Source organism: Rhizobium sp. LARHSG275, from assembly GCF_052871115.1.
The window spans coordinates 285,702-312,305 of sequence record NZ_JBIXJN010000003.1; the positions used below are offsets into that span (position 1 = coordinate 285,702).

The 26,604-nt window shown below is 59.8% G+C and carries 24 protein-coding genes; 10 read left to right on the forward strand and 14 right to left on the reverse strand.

Translation table 11 applies throughout. The annotated features are described in order from the left end of the window. Positions 1-3 precede the first annotated feature (3 nt). The 3 genes from ACIPSK_RS05255 (at position 4) to ACIPSK_RS05265 (ending at position 3,192) form a co-directional block, all read left to right on the forward strand. Positions 4-660, forward strand: coding sequence for a Vgb family protein (locus tag ACIPSK_RS05255; protein ID WP_162116110.1), 657 nt, complete (start codon positions 4-6; stop codon positions 658-660). Positions 661-1,037: 377 nt separating this feature from the next. Continuing rightward, entirely contained in the window at positions 1,038-2,780 is a 1,743-nt protein-coding gene (locus tag ACIPSK_RS05260; protein ID WP_162116111.1) for a sensor histidine kinase, read from the forward strand. A 10-nt stretch (positions 2,781-2,790) separates the two neighbouring features. Further along, positions 2,791-3,192 (forward strand): response regulator, encoded by a 402-nt coding sequence (locus tag ACIPSK_RS05265; protein WP_003560657.1) that lies wholly within the window; start codon positions 2,791-2,793, stop codon positions 3,190-3,192. A 320-nt stretch (positions 3,193-3,512) separates the two neighbouring features. On the opposite strand, the gene ACIPSK_RS05270 is transcribed toward ACIPSK_RS05265, so the two are convergent. Continuing rightward, the gene (locus tag ACIPSK_RS05270; protein WP_162116112.1) at positions 3,513-4,922 is read right to left on the reverse strand and encodes an aminotransferase class I/II-fold pyridoxal phosphate-dependent enzyme; all 1,410 of its coding nucleotides are present in this window, start codon (positions 4,920-4,922) and stop codon (positions 3,513-3,515) included. 90 nt (positions 4,923-5,012) lie between these two features. Here ACIPSK_RS05270 and ACIPSK_RS05275 point away from each other — a divergent pair, with 90 nt between their 5' ends. After that, positions 5,013-5,876, forward strand: coding sequence for a DMT family transporter (locus ACIPSK_RS05275; RefSeq protein WP_162116113.1), 864 nt, complete (start codon positions 5,013-5,015; stop codon positions 5,874-5,876). Positions 5,877-6,321: 445 nt separating this feature from the next. On the opposite strand, the gene ACIPSK_RS05280 is transcribed toward ACIPSK_RS05275, so the two are convergent. The 4 genes from ACIPSK_RS05280 to ACIPSK_RS05295 form a co-directional block, all read right to left on the reverse strand. Continuing rightward, positions 6,322-6,657, reverse strand: coding sequence for an antibiotic biosynthesis monooxygenase family protein (locus ACIPSK_RS05280; protein ID WP_162116114.1), 336 nt, complete (start codon positions 6,655-6,657; stop codon positions 6,322-6,324). A 191-nt stretch (positions 6,658-6,848) separates the two neighbouring features. Further along, positions 6,849-7,376, reverse strand: a complete 528-nt coding sequence (locus ACIPSK_RS05285) for a cupin domain-containing protein (RefSeq protein WP_162116115.1) — start codon at positions 7,374-7,376, stop codon at positions 6,849-6,851. A 112-nt stretch (positions 7,377-7,488) separates the two neighbouring features. Further along, the gene (locus ACIPSK_RS05290; protein ID WP_162116116.1) at positions 7,489-7,875 is read right to left on the reverse strand and encodes a cupin domain-containing protein; all 387 of its coding nucleotides are present in this window, start codon (positions 7,873-7,875) and stop codon (positions 7,489-7,491) included. Between the two features lie 430 nt (positions 7,876-8,305). Beyond that, positions 8,306-9,523, reverse strand: a complete 1,218-nt coding sequence (locus ACIPSK_RS05295; protein ID WP_162116117.1) for an ROK family protein — start codon at positions 9,521-9,523, stop codon at positions 8,306-8,308. Positions 9,524-9,718: 195 nt separating this feature from the next. On the opposite strand from ACIPSK_RS05295, the gene ACIPSK_RS05300 reads away from it, so the two are divergent. The 5 genes from ACIPSK_RS05300 (at position 9,719) to ACIPSK_RS05320 (ending at position 16,265) form a co-directional block, all read left to right on the forward strand. Next, positions 9,719-10,993 (forward strand): ABC transporter substrate-binding protein, encoded by a 1,275-nt coding sequence (locus tag ACIPSK_RS05300; protein ID WP_162116118.1) that lies wholly within the window; start codon positions 9,719-9,721, stop codon positions 10,991-10,993. Positions 10,994-11,196: 203 nt separating this feature from the next. Then, the gene (locus tag ACIPSK_RS05305) at positions 11,197-12,081 is read left to right on the forward strand and encodes a carbohydrate ABC transporter permease (protein WP_162116119.1); all 885 of its coding nucleotides are present in this window, start codon (positions 11,197-11,199) and stop codon (positions 12,079-12,081) included. Then, positions 12,081-12,932 carry a carbohydrate ABC transporter permease gene (locus ACIPSK_RS05310; RefSeq protein WP_446532634.1) on the forward strand — a complete coding sequence of 284 codons (852 nt, stop codon included), beginning with the start codon at positions 12,081-12,083 and terminating at the stop codon, positions 12,930-12,932. The genes ACIPSK_RS05305 and ACIPSK_RS05310 overlap by 1 nt, the downstream gene beginning before the upstream one ends. A 40-nt stretch (positions 12,933-12,972) precedes the next feature. Then, the gene (locus tag ACIPSK_RS05315) at positions 12,973-14,118 is read left to right on the forward strand and encodes an ABC transporter ATP-binding protein (RefSeq protein WP_162116121.1); all 1,146 of its coding nucleotides are present in this window, start codon (positions 12,973-12,975) and stop codon (positions 14,116-14,118) included. Positions 14,119-14,132: 14 nt separating this feature from the next. Beyond that, positions 14,133-16,265, forward strand: coding sequence for a beta-galactosidase (locus tag ACIPSK_RS05320; RefSeq protein WP_162116122.1), 2,133 nt, complete (start codon positions 14,133-14,135; stop codon positions 16,263-16,265). 377 nt (positions 16,266-16,642) lie between these two features. Here the strand turns inward: ACIPSK_RS05320 and ACIPSK_RS05325 are convergent, their stop codons facing one another. From ACIPSK_RS05325 to ACIPSK_RS05360, 8 genes are all read right to left on the reverse strand, one after another. After that, the gene (locus ACIPSK_RS05325; protein ID WP_162116123.1) at positions 16,643-17,293 is read right to left on the reverse strand and encodes a hypothetical protein; all 651 of its coding nucleotides are present in this window, start codon (positions 17,291-17,293) and stop codon (positions 16,643-16,645) included. 294 nt (positions 17,294-17,587) lie between these two features. Next, positions 17,588-17,926 carry a slr1659 superfamily regulator gene (locus ACIPSK_RS05330; protein WP_162116124.1) on the reverse strand — a complete coding sequence of 113 codons (339 nt, stop codon included), beginning with the start codon at positions 17,924-17,926 and terminating at the stop codon, positions 17,588-17,590. A gap of 7 nt (positions 17,927-17,933) precedes the next feature. Beyond that, on the reverse strand, positions 17,934-18,494 hold the full coding sequence (locus ACIPSK_RS05335; RefSeq protein ID WP_162116125.1) for a slr1658 superfamily regulator: 561 nt from the start codon (positions 18,492-18,494) through the stop codon (positions 17,934-17,936). 3 nt (positions 18,495-18,497) lie between these two features. Continuing rightward, a complete protein-coding gene (locus ACIPSK_RS05340) occupies positions 18,498-20,861 on the reverse strand; it encodes a SpoIIE family protein phosphatase (protein ID WP_168724686.1) in 2,364 nt (787 codons plus the stop codon). Further along, on the reverse strand, positions 20,861-22,033 hold the full coding sequence (locus ACIPSK_RS05345; protein WP_162116127.1) for a class I SAM-dependent methyltransferase: 1,173 nt from the start codon (positions 22,031-22,033) through the stop codon (positions 20,861-20,863). Before ACIPSK_RS05345 ends, ACIPSK_RS05340 begins: the two co-directional genes overlap by 1 nt. Further along, positions 22,030-22,521 carry a hypothetical protein gene (locus tag ACIPSK_RS05350; protein WP_162116128.1) on the reverse strand — a complete coding sequence of 164 codons (492 nt, stop codon included), beginning with the start codon at positions 22,519-22,521 and terminating at the stop codon, positions 22,030-22,032. Before ACIPSK_RS05350 ends, ACIPSK_RS05345 begins: the two co-directional genes overlap by 4 nt. A 55-nt stretch (positions 22,522-22,576) precedes the next feature. After that, positions 22,577-24,229, reverse strand: a complete 1,653-nt coding sequence (locus tag ACIPSK_RS05355; RefSeq protein ID WP_162116129.1) for a putative bifunctional diguanylate cyclase/phosphodiesterase — start codon at positions 24,227-24,229, stop codon at positions 22,577-22,579. Between the two features lie 156 nt (positions 24,230-24,385). After that, positions 24,386-25,330 carry a LysR substrate-binding domain-containing protein gene (locus tag ACIPSK_RS05360; protein ID WP_246709637.1) on the reverse strand — a complete coding sequence of 315 codons (945 nt, stop codon included), beginning with the start codon at positions 25,328-25,330 and terminating at the stop codon, positions 24,386-24,388. Positions 25,331-25,460: 130 nt separating this feature from the next. Here ACIPSK_RS05360 and ACIPSK_RS05365 point away from each other — a divergent pair, with 130 nt between their 5' ends. Next, positions 25,461-25,847, forward strand: coding sequence for an ectoine synthase (locus ACIPSK_RS05365; RefSeq protein WP_162116130.1), 387 nt, complete (start codon positions 25,461-25,463; stop codon positions 25,845-25,847). A 118-nt stretch (positions 25,848-25,965) separates the two neighbouring features. Here ACIPSK_RS05365 and ACIPSK_RS05370 read toward each other — a convergent pair whose 3' ends face one another. Beyond that, the gene (locus ACIPSK_RS05370) at positions 25,966-26,454 is read right to left on the reverse strand and encodes a DUF4168 domain-containing protein (protein ID WP_162116131.1); all 489 of its coding nucleotides are present in this window, start codon (positions 26,452-26,454) and stop codon (positions 25,966-25,968) included. Between the last annotated feature and the right edge of the window lie 150 nt (positions 26,455-26,604).

Genomic DNA, 26,604 nt, shown 5'->3' on the forward strand with positions numbered 1-26,604 from the left:
GAGATGAAAAAATCAGCTGCGACCATCATCCGTGAATATGGACCTTTTCCCGGCGCCGAGCGCGTCAACGGCGTCACCTTCGATGGTGAGCACGTCTGGTTCGCCTCGGGCGACAGGCTGAATGCGCTCGATCCCGCAAGCGGCGAAGTCGTGCGCTCGATCGAAGTTGCGTCCCATGCCGGAACGGCCTTCGACGGCGAGTTCCTCTATCAGATCGCCGAGGATGTCATTCACAAGATCGACCCGAAGACCGGACGTATCGTTTCCACCATCCCGGCGCCCGGCAATGGCGGCGATTCCGGCCTTGCCTGGGCCGAAGGCTCGCTCTGGGTCGGCCAGCACCGGGGGCGCCGGATCCATCAGATCGACCCGGAGACTGGCAAGATCCTCCGCACCATCGAATCCAACCGCGTCGTGACAGGCGTCACCTGGGTCGACGGCCAGCTCTGGCACGGTACCTGGGAGGGCGATGACAGCGACGTCAGACGCATCGACCCCGAAACCGGCGAGGTGCTGGAGCGGCTTGATATGCCCGAGGGAACCGGCGTCTCCGGCCTCGAATCCGACGGGGGAGACTGCTTCTTCTGCGGCGGTGGCGGCAGCGGTAAGGTCCGCGCGATCAGCCGGCCGGCGCAGGGCAAGGAGGGGAAGGGGAAGTAGCCGATGCGACGCCGAAGAGGCCGATGCGGGATATCTCTCCCCAGCGACATTCAGCTCGCCAGCAATCCGGGAGCCAAAGGGGAAGTCGGCACCAAGGGTCAAGTTGTGGGAATTTCAACTGAGTGAGCGATTGATTTCGTTACGTGACGATCTACTTTCGCGGGCAGTGTCGAGGCTTCGGCGTCGGTGATACAGCGCCGCGCGTCTCGAGCGCATGATGAAAGCTGTCGATATGGACGGCAGCGATCGGTTCGATCCTGATGCCTGATGTATCCGACGATGCTGCTTCCGTGTGCTTCTCCTTCAACGATTGCGATGCCTATCTGAGATCTGCCGCAACCCCACACGGGAGCGCATAATTCACGGTCCGTCAACCTTTGCGTGTCAATTTCTCGGCAGCGGGCGCCATTAAAAGGTTGCAGATATTGAAGGTCGGGCTCACATCCCACATTACATTCGTCCTGGTGACGCTCACCTGCGCGGCGGCAGCATTGCTGTGCGGATTTGCGTGGCTCGCCGCGGTGAAGGTCGATGATCTCTCCTTGCGCCGGCAGGCCGACTTCGTCAGCCAAGGATTGGAAGAGCAGATCGCGGCCCTTCCCCGGGAGCAGGAAAGCGTCACAAAATGGGACGATGCCTTCCTTTATGCCAAGCAGCGGAACCATGAATGGCTGCTCGATAACGTCGGCCGGTGGACGAGCCGGTATTTCGGGCACGACAGGACCTATATCTTCGACGATGCCAATCGCCTGATGTTTGCTTTCCGCGACGGCGCGGATGCCATGCCGCCCCGCCTCGGCAATGACGACGGCCGAGAAATGACCGCGCTTGCCGGAGAGGTGCGCGCCGCTCTCGTCGATCGGGCTGCAAAGCCCGGCACAGAGGCGCTCGGTCAACTGGCTGTGGTTCGCACGATCATGATCGGCAACAGGCCGGCAATTGCCAGCGCACGTCCCATTCTGCCGAGCTCGGCCCGGATGCAGATCGAGGTGGGTCAAGAGTTCATCGCCGTCTCGGTCAAGTTCATCGATGGAAAAGCTGCCGAAAGCATTGCCCATTATGCGCGGCTCGAAGGATTGCATTTCGCGCCTTCGAAGGGTGAGGACGAGCGGGCGCAAGTGCCTGTGTCATCGCATGACGGCACGATCGGCTATCTCGTGTGGCCGCCTATCCTGCCCGGATTCATGCTGCTTCGGCAGATCGCGTCTGCGGGGCTCGGCTGCCTGGCGCTGCTGATCGCCGTCGTCTTCTGGCTCGGACGAGGTCTGCATCGGACCTCGCTGACACTGCTGGACAGCCAGGCGCAGCTCACCCATCACCGCAACCATCTGGAAGAAATGGTGGCCGATCGAACGGCCGAGATCGAAAGGCAGAGAGAGGAACTGGACCGCCTGTTGGTGCATGAACGCCAGGTGAATGCGCTCCAGCGCCAGTTCGTCGCCATGGCTTCGCACGAGTTTCGCACGCCGCTCGCCATCATCGACGCCGCTGCCCAGCGGCTCTGCCGCTCGATAACCAATGTCAGCGGCGATTACGTTCACGAAAAAGCCGGCGTGATCCGCAGCGCTGTCGTGCGCATGGTCGACCTGATGGAGAGCATCCTGGCCAACGGCCGGCTCGAAACCGGGCAGATCACACTGAAGCGCAGCGAAGGCGATCTGAAAGCGGTACTCGTCACCTGCTGCGACAGACAGCGCCAGCTCAGCCGCTCGCATCTGTTTCATCTCGATCTCGAAGCCATACCTGATGTATTGACATTCGACCGCAGCGCGATGGAACAGGTCTTCACCAACCTGATTTCGAACGCCGTCAAATATTCGCCCAGTGTGCCTGATGTTCATATTCGCGCCCGGGCCGACGTGAAGACGGTGGAGATTGCCATCTCCGACAGCGGCATCGGCATGGATGCGGAGGATCTGCCGAAGCTGTTCCAGCCCTATTATCGCGCCCGCAGCGCGACGGGCATTGCCGGAACCGGCATCGGTCTCAACGTCGTCAAGCAGGTCGTCGAACTGCATGGCGGCACCGTCGAGGTGACGAGCGAGCTCGGCAAAGGCACAACATTCACCATTCTTCTGCCAATAGAATTTCTATTGTCGGATCAACAAGTCGCAGCATAAGGAAGAGCTCATGGTTACGGTCCTGTGCATAGAAGACGAAGTCGAGATCCGGAATCTCCTCGTCGAAGAATTGAGCGAAGCCGGTTACAAGACGCTCGAGGCCTCGAACGGCGCCGAAGGGCTGGAAATGATCCTGTCGAAATGGCCCGATATCGTCATCAGCGATATTTCGATGCCTGTGATGGACGGGCACCAGCTTCTGGCGGAAATTCAGATCAATCATCCTGAGCTTTCCAATATTCCCTTCATCCTGCTGACGGCGCTGACCGACCGGGAAAACACGCTTGCCGGCCTTCGCGGCGGAGCGGCGGACTATCTGACGAAGCCGCTCGACTTCGATCTGCTGCTCGCCAAGCTCGAAGGCTGCGTGACGCGTCTTGCCAACGACAAGGCGGTTCACCGGTCGTTCTGATGGTTGCTGGGCAAGGACGAGGGAAGAAAGCACATGTCCTTCGTTTCCGCAAAAGACGCTTTCAGGAAGAGCGAGGCGTCGCCACGAATCTCTTCTCCCCAGCGGGGAGAAGGTGCCGGCAGGCGGTTGAGGGGGTGAGCGACGACAGGAGCGAATGCGCTGAGCGCAAGTGAAGGGCAATGAATGGTGTGCCGTGCAGCCCATCCGACCCTTCGGACCACCTTCTCCCCGCTGGGGAGAAGAGGGAGCAAGCTGCTCGCTATTGTCTTCACAGACGTTTCGCGGGGCAACGCGCTCGATCTCCGACGGCCCACCTTCCATCATCTTCTTCCTGCCAGGACGTCGCCCAGTACCTCGAACACGCGCGGATCGAGTGTCTGGGACACGTTGAAGCGCATGAAATTCGTTGCCGATTGCGACAGGCTGAATGCGTTTCCGGGAGCCAAAACGATCCTCTTTCCCAGTGCGGCGCGCGCCACATCAGCCGCATCGATGCCGTCGGGCAGACGGCACCAGAGGAACATTCCGGACTGTGGCTCCAGCCAGGGCGTTATGCCGAGATTGTTCAGCCTGGCCGAGACCTCGCTCATCGCCCGGGAGAGCTTGTGTCTCAGCGTCTCCATGTGTTTGCGATAGCTGCCGTCGCTCAAGACGTTCAGCACCAGTTCCGCCGTCAGCCGGCCGCCGCCGAAGGAGGTGGCGATCTTGAGGTCTGTCAGGCCGTCGATCCATTCCGGTTTTGCCACGACGAAGCCGCAGCGCGCCGAGGCTGACAGGGTTTTTGAGAAGCTGCCGATGTGAATGACCCGCTCGAGCCCGTCGAAGGCGGCAAGGCGGGGCGCCGGCGTATATTCGAAATCGGCGAAGATATCATCCTCGATGATAGTCAAGTCGAACTGGTCGGCGAGTTTTAGAACCCGGTGAGCCGTAACGGGAGACAAGGTTGCGCCGGTCGGATTGTGGATGGCGGAATTGGTGATGTAGAGCCGCGGACGCTCATCGGCGACGACTTGCGCAAACAGCTCGATATCGGGACCGGACGCGGTGTAGGGCACGCCGACGATCTTTGCTCGATGAGCGCGCAGCAGCGCATGGAAATTGAAATAGCAGGGGTCGTCAACCAGCACCGTGTCGCCGGGTTCCAGCAGGAAACGGCAGAGCAGATCGATTGCCTGCGTGCCGGAATCGGCCAGCATGATTTGGTCGGGAGAGGCTTCGATCCCCCGTTCACCCATGCGGCGGGAAATCAGCTGGCGCAATTGCGGCAAGCCGAGCGGCGAGCCGTAATCGGCAAGCGCCGGCCCGTCTGCGCGGGCAAGCGTTCTGAGCCCGCGGCGCATGCCGTCTTCCGGCAGCCAGGAGGGCGGCAGCCAACCGCAGCCGGGCTTCAGGTCGGCTTCGCCGGCCTCCAGCGATTGCCGCGATATCCAGAACGGATCGACGGCGCGGTCGAGCTTCGGCCCGGCCTCGGCAAGCGCAAAGGGCGCTGCCTGGTTGGCGACGTAGAATCCCGAGCCCGGTCTTGCCAGGATCGCGCCTTCGGCGACCAACCGCTCATAGGCATCGACGACGGTCGAAGTCGACAGCTTCAACGTCGCAGCCAGCCCCCGGACGGAAGGCAGTCTTGCGCCCGGCGTCAAGCTGCGCCCGGCGATGCGTTGCCTGATCGTCGCGGCGACCATCTCCACGCGTGTACGTCCTTCGATCATCTGTATTGCTTTCTGCATCACTACAGTTTCGCAAATTCGTATCAGACTGTCACTGTCATGACCATCCGTGTTGGCCGATAAGAGTCAGAGAATGAAGGAGTGCAGCGCATCATGGACCGCATGGCATCGGGATGGATCAATGGTTTTATCGGGGTGGTGATCTTCAGCGGATCGCTGCCGGCGACGCGCGTGGCGGTGATGCAGTTCGATCCGGTTTTCCTCACCGTGGCGCGCGCGGCGATCGCCGGCTTCCTCGCCCTCGGCCTGCTGATCGCTTTCAGAGAGAAGCGGCCGAGCCGAGGTGATATTCTCTCGCTGGCGGTCGTCGCGCTCGGCGTCGTGGTCGGTTTCCCCCTGCTGACGGCGCTGGCGCTGCAGCATGTCACCTCAGCCCATTCAATCGTCTTCATCGGCCTGCTACCGCTCGCAACCGCGATCTTCGGCGTGATCCGTGGCGGAGAACGGCCGAAGCCGGCATTCTGGGTCTTTTCGGTTCTCGGCAGCGCGCTGGTGGCTGGATTCGCATTGACGCAGGGCCTGACGGCCTCGCCGGTCGGCGATCTGCTGATGCTGGCGGCTGTCATTGTCTGCGGCCTCGGCTATGCCGAAGGCGGCAGGCTTTCGCGCACGCTTGGCGGGTGGCAGGTGATTTCCTGGGCGCTCGTGCTGTCGTTGCCGGTGACGGTCGCGGTGGCGCTTTTGCATCGGCCGGAGACCTTCTCCGGCATCGAAACGCCGGCGCTGCTCGGCCTTGCCTATGTCTCGCTGTTTTCCATGCTGATCGGCTTCATCTTCTGGTATCGCGGCCTGTCGCAGGGCGGCATCGCCGCCGTCGGCCAACTGCAGCTGCTCCAGCCGTTCTTCGGCCTGGCGCTCGCCGCAACCTTGCTGCACGAGCCCGTGACCTCAGCCATGCTTGCCGTGACCGTTGCCATCATCCTCTGCGTCGCCGGTGCCCGCAGGTTTGCTCGGTAGGGGGAGGATCGACCGGGAACTCGCCAACTGAATACGGACGACTTGCCGTCAATCGCGGCTGTTGGGGGCTTGTGCCTTGTCCAAGGCATCCGACAACCAGAGATCCCGTTTTTCATGATAGCAAGGTAAGCCGCCGATGCAGCGCCTTTCATGTACATATCGCCTTTCCATTCCCCGGAGTGAAACTCCGGACAGCAGATATCCGAAGGCAAGGCAGGTGAATATGCAGGCCCAAACTATTGCGAAGGTGAGCTGTCGCGTCGTCATTGGTACACCCATCAGCCAGACGACGCGACTTAATCAGGCTTCGATTGCAGAAGGCTTTTGGAAATTCGTAAAATTTCAATGATCTTCATGCGGAGGCGACGTTAGATCCTGGCTGCATTTCGAAAGGAAATGTGCTTCCGTCTCACGCGCTTAGCCTTGGCTATCCAAACAAGCCAAGTCATGTCGCTTCGATGTTGAACCCGTAGGCTCGCGTGACGAGCGCAATACGGATTTCGTACCGAGTGTACCAATCTGATCGACCGCGATTTTGCGCCTCAACGTGATCGATGACTGATTTCCAAGCTCGAATGCTGTCCTCATCCTTCCAATACGAGATGAGTATGCCGAAACCGTCTGCTCCGCGCGCGCTTTCAAAGCCGAGATAGCCCGGCTGCTGTTTTGCAAGTTCGGTCATCGCATAACCCATCTCGCCATAGCCGTTGTCCACCTTTGTTCGTTGAGAGGAAAAACTGACCATATAGTATGGCGGTTCAGGCAAAACGGCGGTGGACATTTGAGCTCCGATCGGTTGCTTTGAACGTCATCATCATGCGCGGCTCAGCGCCTGACGGAAGGCGTTGCGCACGAAAACGACGAGCTGTTGCGGTTGGCTGGCCTGAGCCCATAACTGTCGAAGCTTCAGCCAACCGTTGGTCTCCGCTTTGCGCGAATCCGCCATTTCGGCCGGCTATCGGCCTGGCTGATCTATTCGCTGCTTCCTCTGTCCTTTGCTTCCCGCACCAGGTCCGGCATTCCGTCGTGCGGACCGAGGGCGTGAGTGGGATGGTCATCCCACCAATCATCGAGCAGCGGTCGGCGGTGAGGGTGGAGTGGATAGAAGATCCGGTTTTCGGCCTTATGGCGCTCGCCGACGACGAGGAGGTGCACTTCGGCTTGCGTGTTGTTGAGGAAACTATGGGCGATCCCGGTGCCGGCAGGAAATCCGACGGCGTCGCCGGGCCTCAGCCGATAGAGGTAGCCATCGAGCCAGACGTCGGGTGCGCCTTCGATGACATAGACGAATTCTTCCTCGGCGCTCTCGGCATGCGGAAAGGATGTGCGCCGGCCAGGCGGCAGGCGCTCGTGATGAATGCCTAATTTGGCCAGGCCGAAATAGCGCCCCAAAGGCGCACCGATGCTCATCAGCTCGTCGTCATCGTCGTAATGCGAGTTGTCAGGCTGTTCGATCTCGCTCCAATGGACGACAAAGGCCGGCCGCTCCAACGTTGCCATGGTAATCCTCCTGATGTGAGAGGTTCAGATGACGGGGGACACGTGCATGCTGCCGTGAATGGAAGGCGACCGCAAGGGTGAAACGGCGGCCCGCACGCAGCACACGAACGGCTCACTTGGCGGGCACGACGAGCGGCGCCCCTTTGCGGACGATGTAGGTTGCCAATTCCGACGCCTTGCCGCTGCCGACATTCTTCGCAGAATGAACGACGCCGGTGGGAATGAACAAGGATTGGCCGGCTTTAAGGGTAACCGGCTGCCTGCCTTCGAGTTGGTATTCCAGCGTTCCCGCGATAACGAAGGCGATCTCCTCGCCGGGATGCGCGTGACTGGGGGCGAGAACGCCGGGCGCGAAATCGACGCGCACCTGCACGACCTCGTGTCCGGGCACGTCGATATCGTTCTTGAGGAGATCGGTGCGCTGCAGCGGCTGTTCCGCGTGTGCTGCAGCTGCGCCGCCGAGAACGAGGGCGAGCGCGATAGCCTGGATCATTTTCATGTCATCATCCTTCCTGAATTGACCTTTCCGACCGGTTGGCCGTATCGGGATTTAAGTCGATCAGTGAACCAGGGATGTGTCGGGGGGCCCCTATTTTTGTAAGCCAGTGTATCTGCGGCGCGGCTGGGTTGTTCTGCGTGAGATAACTGTCCAAGATTGGGCCGGCATCGGTTGGCCTACGTTGCTTGTGATAGAGTGTGCCCTGGAGCCCCCCTCTGCCCTGCCGGGCATCTCCCCCACAGGTGGGGAGATCACAAGTGGCTTGAACTTCCTGCCCATCTATAGTTTCGTCGTGCTGGCCGCTCATTGTTTGGGAAGCCGGTGAGCCCAGCCAATCTCCCCACCTGTGGGGGAGATGGCCGGCAGGCCAAAGGGGGGCTTTGCACGGCACGCCTTACCCGGCAAGCAATCCCGCCGATCTCTCGCGGCTTTACGCCGCCGACGACGAACCCGCGGTCATGACACTCGCCAAGCTGGCGATGTCGGTAACGCCACCCGACGACTCGAAGTCGAATATTTTCTGGGTGACCAGCGCAGCCGCACCCCGGGCCCAGGAATTGTCCTCCCAGTCGGGCAAGAGCGGCGGGGCAGTCCGGAAAGTCCGGGCGGCGAGCGCTTCGCGCAGCGGTGTCAGGAAAGGGTCGCCGAGGGAGACGGCTTCGCCGCCGGCGACGATGACTTCGGGGTCGGTGATATTGACGAGATTGGCAAGGGCGGTGCCGATGCCGTGGCCGGAATCGGCGACGAGGGCGAGGGCGACAGTATCGCCTGATGCGAGCGCAGCCGACAGTTCCGGTAGACCGAGTTCCTCGCGACCGGTCGCTTCCCGCCAGCGCCGGAGCATCGAGGCTTCGGAGTGATAGGCCATCAGACAGCCGCGCTTGCCGCATTCGCAGAGCCGGCCGTTCTCCTCGTAAAGCGTGTGGCCGAATTTGCCGGCAGCACCATTGGCACCGCGATAGAGCTTGCCGTCGATGACGAGTGCGCAGCTGATGCCGACGCCGACGGCGAGAACGGCCATGTTGCGATGCTGGCGGCCGAGCCCGAAGAGTTGCTGGGCGATGGCATAGGCATTGGTGTCGTCTTCCAACCAGACCGGCACATGGACGCGGCTGGCGACCAGCGAGGCGAGGGGGACATTGTCCCATTTGAATCGGTAGCTGCGCACGCAGGCCGTCTGTTCGTGGTTGATGACGCCGGGCATGGAGATGCCGATGCCGGCGAGCTTCGCGTTCGGCCGGCCGGCGAGCTTCACCAGTTCGGGAACGGTGCCCGCCAGCAGGTCTGCGACCTTATCGGGCTGGTGGCCGTCGAGGCTTACCCGCATGGCGGCGACGGGGTTGGTGGCAAGGTCGGTTGCCACGCACTCTACCGAATCCACCATCAGCTTGAAACCGACGGCAAGCGCGTGTTCGTAGTTGATATCCACCGGGATCGGGCGACGGCCGGTGAGGCCGGGCACGGTCTTACCTTCGATGACGATGCCTTCTTGCAAAAGGTCGGCGACGACGAAGGTGACGGCGGCCGGGCTCAAGCCGATGACGGTGGCGATGTCGGCACGACTCCTCGGCCCCTCGCGACGGAGGAGGTTCAGGATGAGGCGTCGGTTCATGGCTCTTGCCGTGGTCTGGTCGCCTTTTAGCTTCACGATTCATTCCTTAATTTTGTAAATTAATTATTGCGAGCTGCTGAGATCTATGCATAAGTTCGGCCGCGGATCAACTCAGCCAAGCGGATTATCGCAGGAATCGCGGAGCGGATCGCAGCATTGAATGCCTGGTCGGTCGTTTCATGGAGGAGGCGACGGTCGGGAGATGTCGATCGATCAACTGGGAGGAATTCAATGACATTTTTGAAGCAATTTCCGTCGACCACCCGCAGACGCTTCCTGAAGGGCGCGGGGCTGGTTTCCGCCGCAGCGGTTAGCGGCAGCTTTCCGATCCCGGCGATCGCGCAGGCCCAGGAGGTCACGATGATCTCTGCCGAAAACAACGGCGCCGCACTCGACGCGCTGAAGGCGATCGCCGCGAGCTTCAGCAAGGAAGCCGGGGTCAACGTCGTCATCAACAATATGGACCACGAGGCCCACAAGACGGCCATTCGCAACTATCTCGTCGCCGGCGCGCCTGACGTCTGCTCCTGGTTTTCGGGCAACCGCATGCGCGCCTTCGTCAAGCGCGGCCTGTTTGACGACATCTCCGACCTTTTCGAGAAGGAGAAGTACAAGGACGTGCTGGGTGCTACGGCCGGCGCCGTCACTGACGAGGGCAAGCAGTACGGCCTTCCCACAGGCGGCACGCTCTGGGGCATGTTCTACCGCAAGGATGTGTTCGAGCAGCATGGTCTCATGGTGCCGAAGACGGCCGAAGAGTTCATGGCCTATGGCGACAAGTGCAAGGCCGCGGGCATCACGCCGGTCGCGATCGGCACCAAGGAATTGTGGCCGGCGGCCGGCTGGTTCGACCAGATGAACCTTCGCATCAACGGCCTCGACAAGCATATGGCGCTGATGAACGGTGAGATGAGTTATCTCGATCCCGCGCTGACGGCGGTTTTCGATCAGTGGGAGGCGATGATTTCGAAGGGGTTCTTCACGGAGAACCACACGTCTTTCGGCTGGCAGGAGGCCGCGGCGCTGCTGTCGCAGAAGAAGGCCGGCATGATGAACCTCGGCGCTTTCCTGCGCTCGGCTTTTACCGCCGAAGATCTGCCGCAGCTCTCCTATGCGACCTTCCCGGTGCTCGACGCCAAGGTCGGCCACTTCGAGGAATTCTCGGTCAATTCGATCCACATTCCCGCCAAGGCCAAGAACAAGCAGGGTGCGCGCGATTTCCTCGCCTATTTCTACAAGCCGGAGAATCTGGCGGCCTACCTGGAGCCGGGCGGCAACGTGCCGCCGCGTAGCGATCTGCCGCCGAGCAAGGATCCGCTGGTCAATATCGCCGTCGAGACGATGAAGACGGTGCAAGGCACGTCGCAATATTACGACCGCGACAGCGACCCCGACATGGCGCAGGCGGGGCTCGTCGGCTTCCAGGAGTTCATGGCCAAGCCCGACCGGCGCAAGGCCATCCTCACGCGCCTCGAGGGCACGCGCAAGCGGATTTACAAGATCTGAGCCTGGAAGGCATTTTGACGCTTGCCCCTCACCCTAACCCTCTCCCCGTAAGGACGGGGGAGAGGCGACGTGCCATACGGGACGTTGGCGAGGGACGAAGAGGTTGCGGCACATCCCCTTCGCCCCGTTTACGGGGAGAAGGTGGCGGCAGCCGGATGAGGGGCAGCTTCACCGCTTGCTCTGTCGTAAATGAGGCTCCTGAAATGCTGACATTATGGCGCCGCCAGCGTTGGTGGCTTACCCCGACTTTGCTCATCGCGCCCGCGATCGTGCTGTTCTTCACGGTTATCCTGCTGTCGGCGGTCAGAAGTCTCTGGATCAGCCTGCACGACTGGGATGGCTTTGGCCCGATGGTCTGGATCGGCTTCGGCAATTACGTCGAACTCTACAACGATCCGCAATTCTACGTGTCGCTGAAGAACAACCTGATCTGGCTGGTGATGTTCATGGCGGCACCACCTCTCGGGCTCGCCATCGCGCTGCTGGTCAACCAGAAAATCCGCGGCATGCGCTTCCTGAAATCGCTGTTCTTCATCCCGCTGGTGCTCGCCTCGGTGACGGTCGGCGTCGTCTTCACATGGGTCTATACGCCGGAGTTCGGGTTGCTCGCGCTGATCTTCAGGGCGTTCGGGGCGACGGCGCCGGCGGTTCTCTCCGACGAGCATTTCGTCACTTTCGCGATCGTGATTGCCGCGCTCTGGCCGCAGATCACCTTCTGCATGGTGCTTTATCTCGCCGGCCTCAACAATTTGAGCGAAGAGCTGATCGGGGCAGGGCGCGTCGACGGGGCGAGGGGCTGGAACATGTTGTGGCACATCGTGCTGCCGCAACTGACCCAGGTCACCTTCATCGCCATTGCCGTCACCGTCGTCGGGGCACTCAGGTCCTTCGACATGGTGTCGGTGATGACGAATGGCGGTCCTTTCGGTTCGTCCTCGGTTCTCGCCTACCAGATGTTCGAACAGTCGATCTTCTCCTACCGCTTCGGTTACGGCGCGGCGATCGCCTCGGTGCTGTTCGTGATCATGGCCGCCTTCATCGTCTGGTACCTCAGCCGCATCATCCACACCGAAGAAAGGGGAGGCTGATGTATCCTCGTCCCATTCCCGATGCCGCCATCTGGCAGCGCCGCCTCTATGTGCTCGCCGTCGTCATCGTCCTTCTCCTCTGGCTCTGCCCGCTGTTCGCGATTATCCTCACCTCCTTCCGCTCGACCGAGGATGTCATGGGCGGCAATCTGTGGGGATGGCCGACCGGGATCGGCGTCATCGACAACTATACTGATGTCTTCACGCAGACACCGATGGTCCGCTACTTCCTCAACAGCCTGACGATCACCATTCCCTCGGTGATCGGCGTGCTGGTGCTCTCCACGCTCGCCGGCTACGTGCTGTCGCGCTATCGCTTTCCCGGCAACATGCTGATCTTTGCGCTGTTCGTCGGCGGCAATTTCCTGCCGCACCAGATCATGATGATCCCGGTGCGCGACCTGATGGTCCGGCTCGATCTGATCGATACCACGGCATCGCTGATCATCTTCCACGTCGCCTTCCAGACCGGCTTTGCCACGCTGTTCATGCGCAATTTCATCGCCGCACGGCCCGACGAGCTGTTCCAGGCGGCGCGCGCCGAGGGGGCGTCTCCCTTCCAGACCTTATGGCATGTGGCGATCCCGCTGGTGCGGCCGGCGCTGGCCGCACTCGCCATCCTGATCTTCACCTTCATCTGGAACGATTATTTCTGGGCCGTGGTGCTGACCGTCAGCGACTCCGTCAAGCCGGTTACAGCAGGTCTTGCCAATCTTCGCGGCGAATGGGTCTCGGCCTGGAACCTCATTTCCGCCGGCACCATCGTCGTCGCCGTGCCGCCCGTCGTGATGTTCTTCCTGATGCAGCGGCACTTCATCGCCGGCCTGACCATGGGGGCGGTGAAGGGATGAACCATCGGCAGTCTCAAGTTTCAACAAAAGAGAGCCAGACATGACCAGTCTCGAACTCCGTGAGATCAACAAGAACTACGGCGCCTATCATGCGCTGCGCGGCATCGATCTTTCCGTAGCGCAGGGCGAGTTCATCGTCATGGTCGGCCCCTCCGGCTGCGGCAAGTCGACGCTTTTGAAAACGATCGCCGGCCTGGAGGAGATCTCCTCCGGCCAGATCCTGATCAACGGCCGCGACGTCAGCAAACAGGAGCCAGGGGACCGCGGCATCGCCATGGTCTTCCAATCCTACGCGCTCTATCCGCATATGACGGTGGCGGAGAACATGGGCTTCGGTTTGCGCATGGCCAAGCGCCCGAAGGCCGAGATCGAGGCAGCGGTGGCGCGCGCCGCCAAGATTCTGAGGATCACCGATCAGCTGGAAAAGCGGCCGAAGCAGCTTTCCGGCGGTCAGCGGCAACGCGTGGCGATCGGCCGGGCGATCACCCGCTCGCCCGAGGTCTTCCTATTCGACGAGCCGCTGTCCAACCTCGATGCGGCGCTCAGAACCCAGATGCGCGTCGAGCTCAGCAGCCTGCATGCCGAGCTCGGCGCCACCATGGTCTACGTCACCCACGACCAGGTGGAGGCGATGACCATGGCAAGCCGCATCGTCGTCTTGAACCAGGGCATCATCGAGCAGGTCGGCTCGCCGCTGGAGCTCTACCGCAACCCCGACAATCTCTTCGTCGCCGGCTTCCTCGGCGCGCCGCGCATGAATTTCCTCGGCGTCACCGTCGACCACGTCTCCGGCCGCAATGTCACCGTCTCCGCCCCGGGCCTCGTGCCGGTGACGGTGGAACTGGCGGAGGCGACCGCGCTGCCGAAAGGCGCCAGCCTGACGCTCGGCGTCCGGCCGGAGAACATATCGATGGTCGCCGATGGCGGCGAGGGTGGGGCGATCCATGGCCAGATCAGGCTGGTCGAGCATCTCGGCCGCGAAACCATTCTCTACGTCGACGCTGGCAATCTCAGGACCATTGCCTCGGAAAGCGGCACCGGCAACATCACGGTGCAGCTCAGCTACGTCGCGCCTTTTGCCGCCGACCAGAACGTGGCGCTGAAGCTCGACGCCAGCGAACTCTATCTCTTCTCGCCCGATGGCGGACGCACGATCAGCGCCCGCAAGACGATCCTCGACAGATAACAGGAAACATCACCGTGTCCGACAAGACCCTCTCCGTATGGAACCCCGTCAAGACCGACCGCTTCCTCGTCGGCGCCCCGCATTATCCCGAGCACGTCGATGAAAGCTACTGGGAGCGCGATGCCGAGCGCATGGCGAAGGCCGGCTTCAACGTGGTCAGAATGGCCGAATTCGCCTGGCATATTCTCCAGCCGAAGCTCGGCATCTTCGATTTCGACCTGTTCGACCGCGCCATCGCCATGCTCGGGCGCTACGACATCGACACGATCATGTGCACGCCGACGGCAACGCCGCCGCGCTGGCTGACCGTGGCGCATCCGGAGATCTTAAGGGTCGACGGCAAGGGCCGGCCGATGAGCCATGGCTCGCGCCAGCATTGCGACACGGCAAGCCCGGTTTTTCGCGAACACAGCCGGCGCATCACCAAAGCGATGGCCGAGCACTATCGCGACAATCCTTTTGTCGTCGGCTGGCAGACCGACAACGAGCTGAACACCAGCATGCCGGAAAGCTTTTCCAAGGCGACGCTCACCGAATTCCAGGCCTTCCTCGCTGGCAAATACGGCGAGATCAGCAGGCTCAACACGGCGTGGGGCGGCGATTTCTGGGCGACGGCCTATGACAGCTTCGACCAGGTGGTGCTGCCGATCGAGTTCGGCCCGACCTTCCCGAGCCCCGGCCATCTGCAGGATTATCATCGTTTCCTCGCCTTCTCGACGGCACGCTTTCAGCACGACCAGGTGGAGATCCTGCGCGCCGTAAAACCCTCCTGGTTCGTCTTCCACAATCTCGGCGGTCTCCGGGATATCGACTTTCGCGGCCAGTTCACCACGGATCTCGATTTCGTCGGCTACGACATCTACCCGATGCTCTACGACGAGTTCCAGCGGCTCGGAAACCACGCCAAGGTCCAGGCGCTGCATCTCGATATCTGCCGCGGTTTTTCCGGCAACTATATCGTTCCCGAGCAGCAATCGGGCTTCGGCAGCCAGCCGGGTTTCTGCACGCTGACGCCGGAGCCGGGCGAACTGCGCCGCATGGCACTTTCCTCGGTCGCCCATGGCGCTGACGGCTTGATGTTCTTCCGCTGGCGCCCGGCCCATTTCGGCGCCGAGATTTACTGGATGGGCATCATCGACCACGACGACGTCGCCCGCCATCGCTATGACGAGGCGAAGCGCTTCGCAACCGAGATGACCGCGCTGGCGCCCAAGATCCTCGGCACCTATGTGCGCATGGATGTCGGCATTGCCGGATCCGACTTCGACAATCAGGAAGCCCATAAGACCTATCCGATCGGCCTGCCGAGCCCGCAGGACGATGCGATCCTGCTGCACCAATATTGCTATGACCGCGGCATTGCTTGCGGCTTCATTCATCCCGAGGACGATCTTTCCAAGCTGAAGCTGCTCTATGTCCCCCACTGGGTGATGTGGAAGGACGAATGGACCGAAAGGCTGAAATCCTTCGCCGAGCAGGGCGGCACCGTCGTCATCGGCGCGCGCACCGGCACGCGCAACGAAGACAACCACGTCATCCGTGAGACCGCGCCCGGCACATCGCTGTCGCGGCTCACAGGCGTACGTGTCGAGGATTTCGGCCGTCTCGCCGCCCCCGGCGCCAACGGGCTTTTCGATGTGATGGAGCGTTCGGGCGGGCTTGTCATTCCGCCGAACAAGCCGGCGGAATCGCATCGGCGCGAACGCCGCTTCAAGATCGGCAATCGCGAACTGGCTGCCGGCTATTTTTATGAAAACCTGGCGATCGCAGGCGATGTCGAGGTGGTCGCGGCCTGGTCCAACCGCTATGCCGAGGGCCAGCCGATGGCGACGTCGCGCAAGCTCGGCAAGGGACAGGTGGTCTATGTCGGCACCTATCTCACCCCGGATCTGACGGCAGCGCTTGCCGAGCGGCTGTTTGCACCTGTCGGAATCGAGCCGCTGATCGGCGACCTTCCCGAGGGCGTCGAGGTGACCATGCGGATGAACGAAGAGCGCCGGTTGCTGTTCATCCAGAACTACACCGACCAGCCGGCCGCCATCGGCGGCGTTCCCGCTGGCCGCGACCTTCTCGATGACGAAAAGCCGGTTGCCGGCAGGCTCGATCTCGAAGGCTACGGCTGCGCGATCATCGAGCTCGCGGGGTGACGCGGCTTTCACCTGCAAGGCAGGGGCCGCAGGCCGGCCTCTGCCCGATCAAGGCGGGTTCGCAAACGACCGATGGTTTTCAATACGGCGACACCGTTGTCGGCAAACGCGATCGGTCGATGGCTCGATCTGGTCGGGACATCGACAAACATGACTGCCGGGTGGAATGAATTCCACACGCTCGACGGCTCATCACAACACAGGGACTTCGAGGCGGCGGGCGATCGACCGTCATCTTGGAGCAATTCGAGCAAAAGGTTCTGCGTCTGAAATCGATAAAAAAAGAGCATCTCCATACTCAAACAGAACGGAGATGCTCTTCGTAGTTTAGTGCGGAGCCATACTTGTCGGCTCCACACCGCTCGCAACTTTATCGGCTATTCCTCGGATGTCGCCGGCGCGGCGTTCTCCAGCGAGGTGCGGATTTGATCGATCTTGCCGTTTGCGTCGCCAACCCCGAGAATGGTTTTGGCCTCTTCCAGAACGGCCGGACTGACTTCACCGGTTTTTGTTGCGGAAGCCAATGCGTCCTCCAGCGCCTGATCCCCCAATAGAGGGTCATCGGCTGCGGGCTCGATTCCATTGTCGAGTTCATACTGGGCATAACCCACGGCATAGGCCGCGATGGCCGTCATGCGTGGGTCCGACGTATGCATCAACGCCTTGTAGTTTCGCTTCAAGGAGTTCAGGCCCGCAAGTTGCGCCGACAGGTTCTTTTCTTTGGTGCTGACTTTGGTCTCGTCTGCCTTGACGGACTTGGACTTGCCTGCCGGCTCGGTGGATTTGCCTTTCACGCCTTGAGATTTGGAGTTGCCATGGGTTGAACCGCTATCCTGGCTGCTGCTGCCATGGTTGCCGCTGTTTCCACCGCCGCCGCCGTGACCGCCGCCGCCATTGCCCCCACCGTTGCCGCCACCGTTTCCACCACTCTTTGCCAGCGCGGTCATGTCGATCCCGGCAATCGTTGCCGGGCTTGCTGCAAGAGCCAGCGAGAGCACGGCCAAGGACGCTAAGGTTGCTATCCGCATTGTTTCCTCCAAATCGGATCAAGCGCCGTGTAGATGCACGGCTTGAGCAGATACGAGAGGTTAGACGGTGGTCGCGCGTTGCACATCGGACCGAGGTCCCATGCCGGCCCCGGCAATGGTCCTAGATGGCGTGGAATACTTAACGAATCCCTTTTTCGTCCCAACGCGGCTTTCGGTTTGAAGCCAATTGCTGCTCAGAATTTTTCATCTAGCTCGTCTGCAGACGCGTCGCGGGAGGGGCGACAGAGCGGCGGCGAACACCTCTCGGCGCAGGGCACCTTCGACCAAAGAGAATCACGCCATGCGCAAATCGAGAAGCGGGTGTAACTTCTTGAGATTCGGGAGGGACTTCGCTTGCCAAGGATATTGATTGGTGCCTTTGACGACGAGCAGGAGGTCGCCCGTCTTTCTGGCTTCGATCGTCAGCTTTGCTAGCAGATTTATGCCAGAGGAATTGAGAAACTCGAGACCTGTCAGGTTGAAGGTCACCTGTTTGTGCTCGCCATGGAGCAGGCCGGATACCAAGGAGTAGATCGGCGCATAGGCGTCCGGTCCTGCCAGCCGGAATACGCCATCGAAATACACTTCGTTTTTCTCAGCCCATACGCGGAAGTTTTCGTCGCTGATTTCCATTCTTCGCTCACAGATTGGAGGAGGGCGGCATCGCCACAGCTGCAGTCGTCGTCAGTATGACACGATGGTCATTATTCTCTTCGAATGCCCATGCCATTTTTGCATCGTAATCGCTCAGAAGAGTGAGCAATCCCAAGCCCGAACCGCCTGCTGCCGATATGGCATTGGTTTCGATTTGCTCAAGAAGAAGTTCCCCGGGGTCCTTCGATTGCAGGCGATGCAGCAGTTGCTGAAAGCGAGATGACGTCACACCGTCGATCGCGTTCTTCACCCTTATCAAAAAGGTTCCCTCGAATATTCCGGCTTCAATGAGGATCTCTCCAGGCTGTCGAAACTTGACGGCATTTTCGATAAGCTCATTGCTGAGATATCCGATGTCATGATGCGCCTGCATGTAGTCTTTCCTCGACCGTGAATACGGCAGAGCCATGACTTCTGCTATAAAGTCCGCGGTCATTCCTGAGTGCTTCCATCCAAGCTGAAGCGGTCCATCGCTTAACGTGAGGCGAGTGCTTGAATCCAGGCTTATGCCGGCCAGAGATTCGATACCGAACACCGTTGGCATCATATCTCACCTATGCCGCACTGCGAGAAGCGTGATGTCGTCGTAGATCTTCTGCGATCCGATGAAGAGCATCAATGTCGCTACAATTCCGGAAACGACTTTCTCAGCGCTCAGATCTTTCAAGCGAAGTGCTTCGCGGCACAGGCGCTCGATGCCAAACAGTTCTCCCGCGTCGTTTTCGGCTTCTGTTACGCCGTCCGTGTGCAGGAGTATCAGGTCGCCCTTCTCGAACGCTATTTCACGGGTTTTAATGAAGGCAGAAATATCGGCTTCCAACCCGATCGGTATACCGAGATCCATCGTGTCTATGCGCTCGACCTCGCCATTTGCCCTTATGACCACAACTTCCTCGTGCTGTCCCGACAGGACCATTTCTTTTCCGTCGTAGTCAAGAAACGCCAGAGTGAGATGCTTGTCGATTTTAGTCCTCACGATATTTTTAAACAGGGCGCTGTTCAGGTCAGTAAGAAATTTGACTGCATCGGTGTTTCCGGCTTCCTGCAGGGCGCGGGCGACGGACTGAACCATCAACATCAACACGCCGCTTTCGAGCCCGTGCCCGGTGACGTCGCCGATGCCAATCTTCAATCGGCTTCCGTTCTTCAATACGTCGTAATAATCGCCACCGACTTCTTCTGCCGGTCTCATATAGGCGGCGATCTCGAGGGCCTGAAATTCCTCAAGCTCCTGATGCAGCGGAAGAACCATGAGCTGGATTCTCTCGGCGACGGCCAGCTCTGTTCCGAGACGTCGATTTTCACGCTGGAGCTGTGCGTTCAGTGTCGAAATCTCTTCCTTTGCATCTTCGATTTGAGCGGTTCGCTCTTCGACGAGCTGCTCGAGATTTTCGGTGTGATAGCTGATCTCTTCGGCCATGCGATTGAAGGCTTCACCGGCCTCACCGACTTCGTCTCTGCTTGTGATGGCCACTCTGACGGAATAATCCTTCGCCTGAATCCGTTTGGCGGCCCCTGCCAGGGCGCTGATTCCGCTGGTTATTCGTTTCGAGGCCGCAAAGACCGCGATCGTCACGATCAGCAGGGACATCAGGATCGCCAGAATTTGGTAGAGCACGATCCGGTTCGTCGCTTCGGAAATTTTGGCCTGGGCCGCATAGAGCGAGGCATCGATTTCTCGCTCGGGCACAACGACCCCCAGCAACATCGACTCTTGCCGAACCGGGCCACTGACCCAGAGATTGGTTGCCGGCAGTTTCTTGACGATAGCGATATAGGGGACCTCGTTGCCGTCCTGCTGCAACAGCAGGTGCTGAATGCCCTGTTCTCGGTCAAGAGCCAGTTTGGCGATGGCAGGCTGGGAGCTTCCCTTCAGGGAGCGCTCCAGGCCAGTCAAGGCGCCGGCTCCGCTCGCATCGCTCGCAGAACGCAGACCGAGGGTTTTTTCTCCTGTGCTGTTGATCGCCACAACGTTTCCGTCAGACATTGCGAGAAATCCAAAGCCGGACTGGGCCACTTTCACATTCTCAACAATCTGCGCGAGCTGGTCGAGCGTAATGTCCGCACCAGCCGTTCCGGCGACATCTTTCCTGTCGGCTGTCCACAGTGGATGAAAGAAGCTGACGATCAGCTTTCCGGTAATGGCATCGGTATATGGAGCGGTCTGCGTGATATCGTCGGCGACCGGCCGCGTTTTCGCGTCCTTGGCCCAGCCCTGCCAGGACTCGTAAAGCCCGGGGAAAAAGAAGTCCCAGAAATCGGCTTCGTTGTGCCCCGAATAAAGGCGATCGAAGGTCTGAGCCTGGTCGGTGTAAGGCGCCGTCCTGAAGATTGGCCGTTCTTTCGGCCCGATGTAATACATCTGCAGCTTGGAAGCGCCGTGCTGCAGCAGGCTCGGCGCAACGATGTCGAGAACCGCGCTCGTCTCTAGATCGCGCTGGATGTCGGGTTTCGGCCGATGGTCAGGTCCGAGCAAGTAACCCCAGACGCTCACAACCGAAGCGGAGCCGGGCAGGTTCTGAGACCATTTTCCCTTCTCATCGTAAACAAGGCTGACGCTGCCAGGCGATGTGCGGGCGATTGCCGCGCCGACGTCCGAATTGCGGGCGGGATCATCGATCTGCGCCTGGAGCACGCCTGCCAGCGTACTGACGTCGCTATGAACCTGCCGCAGGAGCAAACTCACCTGGGCTGCGGTGGAATCGGCATAGGTGCGGATGTATTCCTGACTTGCTGCTTCGAGACCCTGTCCGACTTCGAGGGTGGCGTCGCGCGACAGCCTCTGAACATTCCAAAGCGCTAGGCCGCCGCTGACCAGCAAGTCGAAAAGGACGGCGCCACCGACGACTAGGATGAACTTCGCCCGAAATGAGCCCAGTCGTGCCGGTCTCTTCGATGATGATCTCCCGTCCATCACAGCGGCTTTCGGCCGGAAGCGGCCCAGATCGGCCAGCCTGCATAACCCTTGGGGTGAAGAGCAGCAAAGATATGATCTCTGAATCCTTGTCGGAACCTGCGAATGAAATCTGATGAGTCCCCCCGCCGGACGGCCATCTCGCCAGCATAGACATTCTCCCAAGCTTCGATGATGTCTGCGAAGTCTTGGGGATCCCCGTCAAGGTTCGTGACCATAAAGCAATCGACCTTGATGCTATCGAACCCGGCGTCAGCAAGGAGATGGCGGCTTTTCGGCCCCATCTCGACATCCATGTCGAAGTGCTTGAACAGTTTGGCGACCTCCTCATAAGTCCATTTTATGGATTCAGCATGTGGCTCGCCCAGACAATGCGAATTTTTTTCATTGGTGATGTAGACGCGGCCGCCAGGTTTACAGATGCGGTAAAGCTCCCTGAGCAGCGTCTCGGGACGGTTGAAAATCTGCAGTGAATGTCGGCAGGTGACAAAGTCGAATTGATTGTCTCGCAGCAGCATTTGCGCCGCGTCACCATAGGTGTATTCGATTCCCTGCAGATCGAAGTCGGCAGCGACCCTGCGTGCATATTCGAGGCTGCGCACGGAGTGATCCAACGCGACAAGGCGTGCCGGTTTAAATTCTCGTTGAACCAACGCCGCGAAGTCCCCAATTCCGCAACAGATATCCGCGATGACAAGACCGCTGCGCAAACCGTGGCGAGGCAACAGTTCGCGTTCGTGCTGCCATGTCATCTTCGTCTGGGTGCGCAGAATGGGAATGAAGCTCTCATCCTCGACAAAGCTCTGGCCGGGATAAAACGCCGAATCGTAGACTTCAACCGACAGGTTTGGTTGTGCTGCCGCCAAGGTCTGGAACAACGAGGTCGACCATGCCACCACGCTCGACGTAACGATGACGATCTTCCGTTCAGGCATGGTCCGGCAGCTTTCCGTGAGCACCTCGGAAAGGGCTGCGAAGGCCGTCATGTTGATATGCGTCAGGCGTTTGACATTGAGATAAACGACGCCGCTGTAATTTTCCAAACTTTGCCGCACGAGTTCGAGAGCATCGGCAATCTCGTCGGAGCTTTCAGGCCGCATCTTGCCGGACAACAACAGCTCCTGATTTGTCGGATCAAAATGAACGGTGAAGGGGCGGGCAAGCAGGGTCATCGGAAATCCTCGGCCGAGGGGAAATCCGCGATGATTTGCATCCTGCGGGCGCCGTCTTGCTCAATTCGGATAGCGGCGCGGAATATGGTTGCCAGATCTCTGAGCAAAATCGTCCCGCCGGACTTCAGGTCAGACCCGGCGCCCGGTAGAGACTGGCGTTCACTTGATTTCATACTCGTACTCTCGCGGTCCTCGCGGGCAAAGGCAATTCTCAGCCGGTTGAACGTCGCGCCCCGATAGAGGCTGAAACTTATCCTTCCCGGCTCACCCGTCGAGCGAAAGGCTAGTTCAACGAGCTCGTTGGCTGCGACGGAAAGAAAATTCGAATATCGAGCGGGATCGCTGTGACCTTGGCCGAGAATGTCTGAGAGATATTCGGTAATCCTGTCGCAAAACTGCCACTGAGATTTGAACGTCGCAACGTTCAATTCCAGCGATACCATCGGCGCCAATGCATGGTCATCGAAGCCAGATGCTTCCTCTTCCAATACAGCCTCCATCAGTTGTCTGGAGCGTCAGATGCCCTCAAAAATCACTCGTTTTTTATACCAGAACGTGGCTCACGGATGTTTCAGCCCGGTTGATGAACTCGCCGATCGCCTCGACCGGAAGCGGCCTGCTCACCAGATAGCCCTGAAGCCTGTCGCAGCCCACACTGCCCAACCATTCCGCCTGAGCCGGAGTCTCGACCCCTTCGGCCGTCACCTGCATGTCGAGACCATGTGCGAGGTTGACGATACAGCGGACGATCGTCTGGCTTTTCGGATCGCTTTCCAGATCGGTGATAAAGTATTTGTCGATTTTGATCGTGTCGAAAGGGAATGTCTTCAGATAACTCAGGGAGGAATATTCGGTCCCGAAATCATCAAGCGAGATTCGTATGCCCAGCACGTTGAGAGTGTTCAACGTATCGATATTGTTGACGGTCCGCTCAAGGAGCACGCTTTCGGTTATTTCAAGCTCCAGACGGTCGGGCGGTAGCCCGACCAGGTCCAGCGTCTGGGACACCCGATCCGTGAGGCCGCTCGTCAAGAATTCAGCCGCGGACAAATTGACAGCGACGATATAGTTCTGCGGCCACTTCATTGCCTCGCGACATGCCTGCTCCAAGACCCAGGCACCTATTTCCGGCATCATTCCATCGGCCTCGGCCATCGGAATGAATGCCGTTGGTGGGATTATGCCAAGGAGAGGGTGGTGCCATCTGAGCAATGCTTCGAAGCCGACAATGCTGCCGCTCTCGGCAATGGGTTGGTACTCTACAGAGAATTGTTGTTGGACCAGAGCCATGCGAAGGCTGCGGCGCAGCAGTTCGCGTTGTTCCAGCAACTCAAGCATTGAGGGATCAAAGGGTCTCGCGCGACCGCGCCCGTCCTTCTTCGCGGCGTAGAGTGCGACGTCGGACGCCTTCATCAGCTGCTCCGGACTTGTACCGTCCGGTGGAGCAGCTGATATGCCGATGCTGGCACCGACAAATAGCGCGATGCCATCTATCGTGAAGGGCTTTTTGAATGCATCAACCAAAGCTTCTGCTAGCTGGTGTCCTTTGGCGGGATGTCCCGGGCCTCTTGATATGACGGTGAATTCGTCACCCGCCAGTCGATAGGCTCTGTCGTCCTCGGTAAGGCACTCTTGAATGCGGCCTGCAGCGAGCTGAAGAAGCTTGTCGCCGGCCGGATGCCCAAGCGTGTCGTTAACGGGTTTGAAATCGTCAAGATCGAGTTGCATCAGGGACAAAGTCTCGTTCGAACCGGCGGTCTCCTGTAGCAATATAGTGAGGTCCTCACTGAACTGGCGTCGGTTCGGCAGTCCAGTGAGTGGATCGTGGGTGGCCAGGTGCAAAAGGGTTGCGCGTTCATCGTCGACAGATTCCTCGGACCGAACTACGGCAAACAGATCTCCGATCCGATAGATCGTCAGTCCGTGCGACGCTGGCGTGCCAAGATTACCCGATATTCGCAAAGGCTGGACGCTGTCGCCCAATGAACGGAGGGCGAGCGTAATCGCCGATTTGTCCAATTCTGGAAAATGCTCCCAAAACGACACTGCTGGTTTGACAGAAGCAGGCAGCTCATTGCCCAGCAAATTCTCGACGGGATTGAAATCGCGGTCAAAGAACAAAAGCCGGTCGATCGAGCTCGAAGCTTTTGCCTGTGTTTGTCCGAGCGCCGAGGGGGCCGCATGAATTTTCCGCATGTCCGAGGCCATCCCTAGTCGCATGTGTAACCAGATAATGTAGCAAATCAGATCCCGCACAACCTGTGCACGCCAAGATTTACATTAGGTAATTCTGATTAACAATCCCCAAGCTCTGCCCAACTCGCACGCGGATGGGCTTATGCCATGTCTTTATTACCGCGACCCATTTGCATCCATCGTCTCGGCGGCGACCCTTTCGACAAACTGTGGGCAGGGGATCTCAGCTCCCGATCCGCACTCCGTCATGAACCAGTCGATGAAGCGGCGCACCGGCTTTTCCGCCCAGCTGTTCGATATGACGTAATAGCCTTGGTTCTCTGCCGTCGCGATGTCGGAAAGCACCAGCAGATCGCCGCGCTCGATCTCCCTGCGGAACACCTCGACGGGGCAGAGCGCCACACCGTGGCCGGCGATCACGGCCGTCGCAAGCATGTTGAAATCCTGGAATATCGGGCCTCGAATCGGCTCCGGCGCTTTCTGGCCGGCCTTGCGGAACCATTCCTTCCAGCCGTCGATGGATTCGTCGTGCAGCAGATCGGTGCCGGCGAGCGAGACGTCGCCTACCGTCCAGTTGCGTTTGGCAAGGTAATGGCGGCTGGCGACGGGCTGGTTGCGGCGGGAGAAGAGCAGGCGGCTTTCCCTGCCGCCGCTCAGATCCTCGCCCATGGTGATCAGCACGTCGAGGCTCTCGTCGTCGAAGCGTTCTTCGGCCCGGGCATAGACGATCCTGACGTCGAGATCGGGGTTGCTTTCCTGGAACGAGGGCAGGGCAGGGACGAGCCAGCGCGATGCGATCGAGGGAATGCAGCCGACGGTGATGGCGCGCATGTCGTGATCGCGTCGCATGTTGCCGGTCGCATGCGCAATCGCCGCCAGCGATCCGGAGATGGCCCGGTAATATTCGCTGCCGGCTGCGGTCAACGCAACGCCGCGGCCCGATTTCTGCAGCAGCTTGCGGCCGAGCCAGTTTTCCAGATGCTTGATTTGATGGCTGATCGCCGCATGGGTGACGTGCAGCTCGTCGCCCGCTTTCGAAAGGCTCATCAGGCGGGCCGTGGCTTCGAAAGCGCGCAAGGCATTCAGCGGCGGCAACTGCATGTGTAAAATTTCCTAACAGATGACGCAGGAATCATCATTTGAAAACGCCAGCCATTTCAATAGCTAATTGTGGTTGGCGATGAAAATGAATCATCGCTACATCTTCAATAACTTGTCAGGAGAATCGGCGATGTTCGTCAGAAATCTGAAGGAGGTGGAACTCACCGAGCGTTTCGTCGACTGGGGCAACGGCACGAGCCACCGCCTGCTGACCAAAGACGACGGCATGGGCTTTACCGTGTGCCATACCGTCGTTCGCGCCAATAGCGAGGCCCTGCTTCAGTACCGCAATCATCTGGAGGCCTGCTATTGCATCAAGGGCGAGGGCGAAGTGGAGGATATGGACGGCAACGTCTTTCCGATCCGGGCCGGCGATATCTACGTGCTCGACAAGCACGACCGGCATTATCTGCGCGGCGGCAAGGATCAGGACCTTATTCTCGTCAGCATCTTCAATCCGCCGCTGGCGGGAACCGAACGGCACGACCTGCACAACAAGAGCGGGTCCGAATATTGAGTGATCCCGTCGTCGACGTAGCGAGGTGAACAGAGCCCGGCAAATGGCGGGCTCTGCTTCCGGCGCGAACGGCAAGGCGTCCGCTGCCTATTCGTGGCGACATAAGCGCTGCGTTGCCTTATTGCTGCGGCTGCTGCTGCCCCTGCTGCTGTTGTTGCTGGCCCAGGGGCGGCGTGCCGATCTTTTCCAGAACTTTCTTGGCCAGAGCCGGGTCGCTCTGTGCGGCCGTTAGGATCGACGAGTATTCCTCGACGGAGATATCGGGAGAAGCCTGGACGGTATTGACCATCTGCTTCTTGGCTTCTTCCTGCAACTGCTGCTTGGCGGCCTCGTCCTTCGTCGCGCCGATCTTGGCGGAATATTCCTGCCTCACCTTATCGACTTGCAGATAGGCAACGGCGAAGGCCTCGATTTTCTGATCGCTGACGGGGGCGGTCGCACCGCCGCCGGGTTGTCCCTGCATCGGTGTCTGGCCTTGGGCCGGCTGCTGCGTCTGGGCCGGCTGCTGTTGCGCCTGGGCCATGTCGACAGCGGATGCCGGGCTGAAAGCAAGCAGACTGAAGACCGCAGCGCTCAATGTTGCGACAGATGTGTAACGAGTGATCATATTCGTTCCTCTTCAAGTGCATGATTTGATCGGCAGCAAGACCGCCTCGGTCGATCGCTCAGCCGCTCAAAGCTGGGCGAGGTCGCTACGATGAAACCTTTAAGAGAGCACGGTGCGGCGGTAACGGGGCGATTTGCTGACGATTGAGCG

What these genes read in the sequence shown, in the direction of transcription:
- ACIPSK_RS05255 (WP_162116110.1), top strand. Translation starts at nt 4, where the DNA reads ATGAAAAAATCAGCTGCGACCATCATCCGTGAATATGGACCTTTTCCC.
- ACIPSK_RS05265 (WP_003560657.1), top strand. Translation starts at nt 2,791, where the DNA reads ATGGTTACGGTCCTGTGCATAGAAGACGAAGTCGAGATCCGGAATCTC.
- ACIPSK_RS05275 (WP_162116113.1), top strand. Translation starts at nt 5,013, where the DNA reads ATGGACCGCATGGCATCGGGATGGATCAATGGTTTTATCGGGGTGGTG.
- ACIPSK_RS05280 (WP_162116114.1), bottom strand. Translation starts at nt 6,657, where the DNA reads ATGTCCACCGCCGTTTTGCCTGAACCGCCATACTATATGGTCAGTTTT.
- ACIPSK_RS05285 (WP_162116115.1), bottom strand. Translation starts at nt 7,376, where the DNA reads ATGGCAACGTTGGAGCGGCCGGCCTTTGTCGTCCATTGGAGCGAGATC.
- ACIPSK_RS05290 (WP_162116116.1), bottom strand. Translation starts at nt 7,875, where the DNA reads ATGAAAATGATCCAGGCTATCGCGCTCGCCCTCGTTCTCGGCGGCGCA.
- ACIPSK_RS05300 (WP_162116118.1), top strand. Translation starts at nt 9,719, where the DNA reads ATGACATTTTTGAAGCAATTTCCGTCGACCACCCGCAGACGCTTCCTG.
- ACIPSK_RS05305 (WP_162116119.1), top strand. Translation starts at nt 11,197, where the DNA reads ATGCTGACATTATGGCGCCGCCAGCGTTGGTGGCTTACCCCGACTTTG.
- ACIPSK_RS05310 (WP_446532634.1), top strand. Translation starts at nt 12,081, where the DNA reads ATGTATCCTCGTCCCATTCCCGATGCCGCCATCTGGCAGCGCCGCCTC.
- ACIPSK_RS05315 (WP_162116121.1), top strand. Translation starts at nt 12,973, where the DNA reads ATGACCAGTCTCGAACTCCGTGAGATCAACAAGAACTACGGCGCCTAT.
- ACIPSK_RS05325 (WP_162116123.1), bottom strand. Translation starts at nt 17,293, where the DNA reads ATGCGGATAGCAACCTTAGCGTCCTTGGCCGTGCTCTCGCTGGCTCTT.
- ACIPSK_RS05330 (WP_162116124.1), bottom strand. Translation starts at nt 17,926, where the DNA reads ATGGAAATCAGCGACGAAAACTTCCGCGTATGGGCTGAGAAAAACGAA.
- ACIPSK_RS05335 (WP_162116125.1), bottom strand. Translation starts at nt 18,494, where the DNA reads ATGATGCCAACGGTGTTCGGTATCGAATCTCTGGCCGGCATAAGCCTG.
- ACIPSK_RS05340 (WP_168724686.1), bottom strand. Translation starts at nt 20,861, where the DNA reads ATGGACGGGAGATCATCATCGAAGAGACCGGCACGACTGGGCTCATTT.
- ACIPSK_RS05345 (WP_162116127.1), bottom strand. Translation starts at nt 22,033, where the DNA reads ATGACCCTGCTTGCCCGCCCCTTCACCGTTCATTTTGATCCGACAAAT.
- ACIPSK_RS05355 (WP_162116129.1), bottom strand. Translation starts at nt 24,229, where the DNA reads ATGCGGAAAATTCATGCGGCCCCCTCGGCGCTCGGACAAACACAGGCA.
- ACIPSK_RS05360 (WP_246709637.1), bottom strand. Translation starts at nt 25,330, where the DNA reads ATGCAGTTGCCGCCGCTGAATGCCTTGCGCGCTTTCGAAGCCACGGCC.
- ACIPSK_RS05365 (WP_162116130.1), top strand. Translation starts at nt 25,461, where the DNA reads ATGTTCGTCAGAAATCTGAAGGAGGTGGAACTCACCGAGCGTTTCGTC.
- ACIPSK_RS05370 (WP_162116131.1), bottom strand. Translation starts at nt 26,454, where the DNA reads ATGATCACTCGTTACACATCTGTCGCAACATTGAGCGCTGCGGTCTTC.